General features: G+C 58.8%; 3 protein-coding genes. All 3 read left to right on the plus strand.

Annotated features, from left to right (window positions below):
• Positions 1–9: 9 nt before the first annotated feature.
• The 3 genes from ASE69_RS06185 to ASE69_RS06195 all read left to right on the plus strand — a co-directional run bounded on the left by ASE69_RS06185 (position 10) and on the right by ASE69_RS06195 (position 6,791).
• Entirely contained in the window at positions 10–2,676 is a 2,667-nt protein-coding gene (locus ASE69_RS06185; RefSeq protein WP_082452947.1) for a TIM-barrel domain-containing protein, read from the plus strand.
• A gap of 111 nt (positions 2,677–2,787) precedes the next feature.
• Positions 2,788–4,890 (plus strand): beta-galactosidase, encoded by a 2,103-nt coding sequence (locus ASE69_RS06190; RefSeq protein WP_056484421.1) that lies wholly within the window; start codon positions 2,788–2,790, stop codon positions 4,888–4,890.
• Between the two features lie 332 nt (positions 4,891–5,222).
• Positions 5,223–6,791, plus strand: coding sequence for an amino acid permease (locus ASE69_RS06195; RefSeq protein WP_056484423.1), 1,569 nt, complete (start codon positions 5,223–5,225; stop codon positions 6,789–6,791).
• The last annotated feature ends 186 nt before the right edge of the window (positions 6,792–6,977 follow it).

The raw sequence follows: 6,977 nt of genomic DNA on the forward strand, positions 1-6,977 counted from the left end.
GGAGGTTGCGTGACCGGTAAGAAAAGGCCGCGTAGCGGCGCCATCACCCGGCGCGCGCTGCTGGGAAGCGGCGCGGGGGCAGCGATCGTGTCGAGCGGCCTCGTACAAGCCGCGATTAGAATTGCCTCCCCCGATTTCGTGATCTGCACCGGCGATCTGTCGATTGCCGTCTCGGCCCTGAGCGATCGTGCGTTCCGCGTGCGCGTCGCGCCCTTGGAAGCCCCCCCCGCCACGCCAAGCGAGATGCTGGCGCCCATCGCGAAGACGCCAATCCTCAAGAGGACCCGCGAGGGCAGTCGAACGCGGCTGACGCTCCCACATGCACAATGCGTATGGGATGAAGCGACCAGATGCCTGTCATTTTATGACGGCGCCGGCAATCTGCTCCTCAGCGAAGCCCCCGGATCGCGTCAGGTCGCGCAATCGACGATCGGAAATGAGCCGACACTGGCCGTGACGCAAGGCTTCGCCAGCTCCGCTGACGAACGCCTTTACGGCACGGGCTGTTTCCAGGATGGCCATCTCGATATCCGGGGCCTGCCCCGCCGTCTGACGCAGGTGAATACGCAGATCAGTCAGCCGTTCGTGCTGTCGAGCAAAGGGTACGGTCTGTTATGGCACAATCCCGGCATGGCGGAGCTGAACCGGCCTGACCGGCCGATCGCGTTGGCTCGGCAAGCGGCAGCGGGCGACTTGCGCATGGCCGATGTCACCACCGCCACCGGCAATGCCCGCGTCCAGCGCCGCGATGCCGTGTTTACGGGAAAGTTCACGGTCCCGCAGGGGGGGCGCTACGCGTTCCTGCTTGATCTAGGGCGCAAGATGTCATCGCGCCATTATGTGGAGATCGACGGCAAAGCGCTGACCGATCATACCAATCTCTGGCTGCCACCGACCGCCAGCTTCATCGGCGAGCTCGCCGCCGGGGAGCACAGCGTGCTGGTGAGGGCGGGTGACGAAGACATGCCGGTGCTGAACTTTGCACCGGTCGAAGATCGCACGACCTGGTGGTCGCCGGTATCCGAGGGCATCGATTACGTCGTGATCGCCGGGCCTACGGCGGCGGAGGTCATGGCCGGCTATCACGCCTTGCTTGGGCCGCAGCCGATGATGCCGCTCTGGGCGCTCGGCTACATCCACTGTCGCGAGCGGTTTCACTCGTCGGATGAGATCATCGCGACGGCACGCGAATTCCGCGCGCGCAAGCTCCCCTGCGACATGATGGTGCAGGACTGGCAATATTGGGGGAAATACGGCTGGAACGCCATGCGCTTCGACGAGGAGCATTACCCCGACCCCGCGGGCCTCGTTCGCGATCTGCATGCGATGGACATGCGCCTGATGCTGTCGGTCTGGTCCAAGGTCGGCAAGGAAACCGAGCTGGGCAAGGAAGTGGCGGCGAAGGGCTTCTACATTCCGGGCACGGAATGGATCGATTTCTTTAATCCCGTCGCCGCGCTCTTTTATGCCCGGCAGCAGAACCAGAAGCTCGCCTCGCTCGGTATCGACGCATGGTGGCAGGACGCGACTGAACCCGAGAACGACGATCTGGTCGGACGGCCGATTTACGCCGCACCGGGCCGGACCCAGCCGGGCGAGAAGCGTCGTAACCTCTATCCGCTCCAGGTCAGCCGAACGGTGTATGAGGAACAGCGGCGGGCCTATCCGGACAAGCGGGTGATGATTTTCACCCGATCGGCAGCACCGGGCCAGCAGCGCTATGGTGCGGCGACGTGGTCGGGCGACATCGGCCACGATTGGGAGACGCTGAAACGCCAGATACCGGCCGGACTGAACATGGCTGCGACAGGCCAAGCCTGGTGGACCGTCGATGCAGGGGGCTTCTTCCGGCCGGGCGAGGGGCAATATACGGACCCTGCCTATCAGGAACGGTTCCTCCGCTGGTTCCAGTTCGCGACGTTCCTGCCGTTGACGCGCGTCCACGGCTACATGACGGATACAGAGTTTTGGCGATATGGTGAGACGGTGGAGCGCATCGCCCGTTCCTATCTCGAACTTCGCTATCGCTTGCTGCCGTACACCTATGCCCTGGCGGCCGAGGCTTCGGCGGCCGGAATGCCGCTGATCCGGCCGCTGGTGTTCGACTTTCCACACGATCCAAAGGCCCTCGATCAGGTTCATGCGTACATGTTCGGCAGCGCGATCCATGTCGCGCCGGTACTGGCTGCAGGCGTGAAGACCTGGGACGTCTACTTGCCGGTTTCGCAGGGCGGCTGGTACGATTTCTGGACAGGCGAGCGTCGAGAGGGCGGCCGGACGTATGCCGTCCCGGTGACACTGGACCGCATGCCGCTTCACGTGCGGGCTGGTAGCATCCTGCCACTGGGGCCGGTCGGCCAATCGACGGCCGGACTGCTTGGCGGGCCCCTCGATCTCCTGGTTTATCCGGGTCGGGACGGTACCGCTTCGTTGTACGAGGACGACGGGCTTACCTATCGCTACGAGCAAGGCGCAGCAGCGCGCACGACGCTCGAATGGAAGCAGGCGGCAAGCCTGCTCACGCTCGGCGCGCGGCGGGGCGCTTATCCCGGCATGCCGAACAGCCGGGGGATCCGTGCTCATCTTATGCGCCCGGGAGACTCGGTGTTGTCGCCAGGTTCCGGTGTTTCGGTTGAATATGTCGGGGGAGTTAAGCGCATGATTCTAGGAGCTTAGCTCCTCGCATCTCGTCAAGTAAACGATACCACGAGTTCGTGTCGTCGCTTAAAGATTCTGGCTCCAGTTGCAAGCCGTAAAAATCAACAAACTCGGAACAGGTGGCATTTGATGATTAAGTTCAAACTGTCGAGCTTTGTCGCCATGTCGGCGCTCGTGGCTACATGGTCTAATCCGTTATTGGCACAGGCCGGATTGCAATCGATTGATCGCACTCCTCGACAAATTCTTTATGGCGTGTCGTATTACGACGAATACACTCCTGTCGATCGCATCGACGAAGACTTTAGGTTGATGAAGGAGGCGAACATCTCGGTGGTTCGGATTGCTGAATCAACGTGGGGAACGCTAGAGCCGCAGCCCGGTGTATTTGATTTCAGCCATGTCGACCGGATGCTGTCAGCGGCCCGGCGCTACGGCATTAAGGTCATCGTCGGCACGCCAACATATGCGATTCCGACATGGCTGGCGCGCGAGCACCCGGACGTGTTGGTGACTGGACCAGAAGGGCAAGCCAAGTTCGGCGTTCGCCAGAACATGGACATTACGAACCCACACTATCGCGCGGCTGCTAAACGCGTCATCGAAACTCTAATTGCCCACGTTGCAAAGAACCCAGCCGTGATCGGCTATCAAGTTGATAACGAAACGAAGCCTTACAACACGGCGGGGCCGAACGTGCAGGCTGCATTCGTGACGGCGATGCAGAAGAAGTGGGGCAGTCTCGACAAATTAAACGCGGCGTGGGGTCTCAATTACTGGAGCAATAGAATCAACCGGTGGGAAGATTTCCCTTCAACGACCGGGTCAATGAACGCCAGTGTCAAGAACGCCTTTGCTGAATTCCAAAGGGATCTGGTAACCGAGTTTCTAGCGTGGCAAGTGGACCTGGTTCGGAAGCATTCACGCAACGACCAGTTCATCACCCAGAATTTTGACTTAGGCTGGCTGAAAACGTCCTACGGCATTCAACCTGAGGTCAACCATTGGAAAGCGGCCAAACCGCTCGACGTTGCCGGCATTGATATCTACCACCCGACGCAAGACGACCTGACCGGAGTGGAGATTGCCTTCGGCGGTGACCTAGCCCGATCGCTGAAATCCGGAGCAAATTATTACGTTATCGAGACCGAGGCGCAAGGGTGGGTGCAATGGACGCCCTACCCGGGCCAATTGCGTCTACAAGCCTTCAGCCATCTCGCATCGGGTGCGAACATGGTCGCGTATTGGCACTGGGCTACAAACGCGAACGCGGTCGAGACCTATTGGCGCGGGTTGTTGACCCAAGACTATAAGCCGAATGAAGTCTACGATGCGGCCAAGGGAATTGGTGCCGAGATCAAGTTGCTCGGGCCCAAATTAGCAGATTTAAAGAAAAGTAACGACGTCGCGATCTATGTCAGTAATCGCGCGCAAAGCGCCTTCGACTCTTTCAAATTGCCTGGCAACATCCAATACAACCAAGTTATGCGCCCATTCTATGATGCGTTGTATCGAAGGAATATTGAGACGGATGTCATATCACCTGATGGCAACCCTGATTTATCAAAATACAAGATGATCATCGTGCCGGCCCTGTATGCAGCGAGTGACGAGGAGATCGCTCGGCTCAATGCCTATGCTAAAGCCGGTGGGCACTTGGTCTACACCTTCAAGAGCGGGTTCTCCAATGAGGACACCAAGGTGCGGTACGCTACGCAGCCGGGCGAAATCGCGGAAGCTGCGGGTGTAAATTACCAACTGTTTACTGAGCCTAAAGGTGTGACGGTCGGATCCGGCCTATATGGTCTCAGCGGAAAGGATCTTGAGGCGCGCTGGTGGATGGAGTTTCTAAAACCCACCACTGCAAAAGTTATTGCCCGCTTTGAACATCATTCATGGCCGAACTATGCTGCCATTACCCGTAATTCCTACGGCAAGGGAGAAGTAACATACATTGGCTTCATGCCGTCGGACGCGCTAATCGAGGGCGTCCTGACCGACACTGCGAAACGCTCAGGAGTCGTTTGGCCGGATGCAGCTCAATATCCTCTTATCGTGCGTAGCGGCATCCTGACAAACGGCAGTCGCGTCCGTTATCTGCTGAACTACTCGCCAGAAAAGCGTGGCGTCCCCAACGAACTTATCAATGGAACCGACCTTCTGACGGGCAAGCAGGCCTCCCCGTCAATCGGGCCTTGGGGCGTGGCGATCGTGGAAATCAGAAATAAATAGAGATTTGCCATTGTAAGGAGTAAAATGTTGAATATCGTCAATACTAATAGTTGTTCAATCTTGCGAAAGATCAATCTGAGTACTTTTCTGGGGTAAACGTCCAGAAAAGGTCGCTTTAGCTGAAGCAAAATCCGGTTAACGTTGTTAACACGGTTACCATCTAGGACATCAGCCGGCTTCCGGAACAGAATGTTGCGGAGTCTTTGCAGCGTATCCTTGGCGTAACGATCGGTCTTAATCTCGGCGACGGGTAGATATTATCGGTCCGTAGCCTCGGGCCACAATTCAACGTCGAGCGCCCTCTCGGGCGCTCTCCCGGGAAGGAGAATGCCGTGACAGAGAGCCACGAAGCAATGTCTGACGACGAAAAGCACCTTGCATCACTTGGCTACACCCAAGAGCTGGACCGCTCTTGGTCGAGCTTCAGCAACTTCGCCATCTCGTTCTCGATAATCTCGATCCTGGCGGGCTGCTTCACCTCGTTCGGCCTCGGCTGGAACAACGGCGGGCCTGCGGCGATCGCCTGGGGGTGGCCAATCGTGTCGGTGTTCATCCTGATTATCGGACTTTGCATGTCCGAGCTGGTCTCCGCGTTCCCGACTTCCGGCGGAATCTATTGGTGGGCAGCAAAACTTGGCGGTGCCAAAGCTGGCTTCTACACGGGCTGGCTGAATCTGATCGGCCTGATCGCCATCCTTTCGGCGACGGCATACGGCGCGGCGACGTTCCTCGACCTCACTCTCGGCACGTTCAGCGAGACGTGGCTGGCCAACTATAGCCTGACGAGGGTCTTTGTCATGTTCCTCGTGATCCTAACATTGTCGGCGACCATCAACATCTTTTCCTCGCACCTACTGGCCGTCATCAACAACATCTCGGTATGGTGGCACGTGGCGGGCACAGCCATCGTCATCGCTATCCTCATCGTGGTACCCAAGCAGCACGCCAGCCTGGCCGACGTCTTCGCCAAGACCATCAACAACACCGGCATGTTCGGCGGCGCTACCTCCGGGGTCGGCTGGCTGATATTCGTACTGCCGATCTCGGCGATCCTCACCCAGTTCACGGTCACCGGCTACGACGCGTCCGCGCACATTTCCGAGGAAACCAAGAACGCGGCCGACAGCGCAGCCAAGGGTATTTGGCGGGCCATCTTCTACTCCTCTATCGGCGGCTGGATCCTACTGCTCACATTTCTGTTCGCAGTGAACGATTCGGACGCGGTGAGCGCGGGTGGCGGTGCAGTTGCGGTGATCTTCAATCAAGCGATGAGCTCACCGTGGGTGGGCGTCGTGTTGCTGATCTCGACGGCCGGTCAGCTGTTCTGCGTCACTGCCATCCAGACCAGTACTTCGCGGATGCTGTTCGCGTTCAGCCGCGACCGTGCGGTGCCCGGTCATCAGCTTTGGTCGAAGGTCAGCAAGAACAAGATTCCCGCCAACGGCGTGATCGTCACCGCGGTACTCGCGGCAGTCCTCACGTTGCCGGCGCTGGTCGAGGTCGACATCAACGGCGCACCCGTGCCGGTCGCGTTCTTCGCCGTGGCCTCCATCGGCGTCGTCGGCTTGTACCTGTGCTTCGCGGTGCCAATCTATTACCGATGGAAGGCTGGGAATTCGTTCCCCGTCGGCAAGTGGAATCTGCGAGGTCACCACAAGTGGATGGCCCCGGTCGCGCTTGTCGAGATCATCGTCACTTCGATCATAGCTATGTTCCCGACCTCGTTGGGCGGCGTACCGTGGGACCGGAGCTTCGAATGGAAGTTCGTAAACTACACCCCGCTCGTCGTTGGCGGCGTGCTGACCCTGCTGTTCATCTACTGGCACGTGTCGGTGAAGAAGTGGTTCACCGGACCCATCCAGCAGGTAACAACCGTCACCGAGGAACTCGACCTGATTTAGCACTACGTCGTATCGCCATTTGCCTGCGTCAGAATAAGGGGCAATCAATGCGGAATAAACATCGCCTAGAAGAACGTAACCACGCTAGTGAGCAGCCCCCACCGGGTGGTCCGGGTAGATAGTTAGTGCATTGTCGCCTCCGCCGCCATTGCCGGGCGTAGGTGGAGCGAAGCGGAACCGGAGGCT

Source organism: Sphingomonas sp. Leaf208, assembly GCF_001421415.1.
Classification (GTDB): Bacteria; Pseudomonadota; Alphaproteobacteria; order Sphingomonadales; family Sphingomonadaceae; genus Sphingomonas.

Bases quoted from the DNA above. Each gene is read 5' to 3' on its own strand.
- ASE69_RS06190 (WP_056484421.1), top strand. From the start codon at position 2,788: ATGATTAAGTTCAAACTGTCGAGCTTTGTCGCCATGTCGGCGCTCGTG.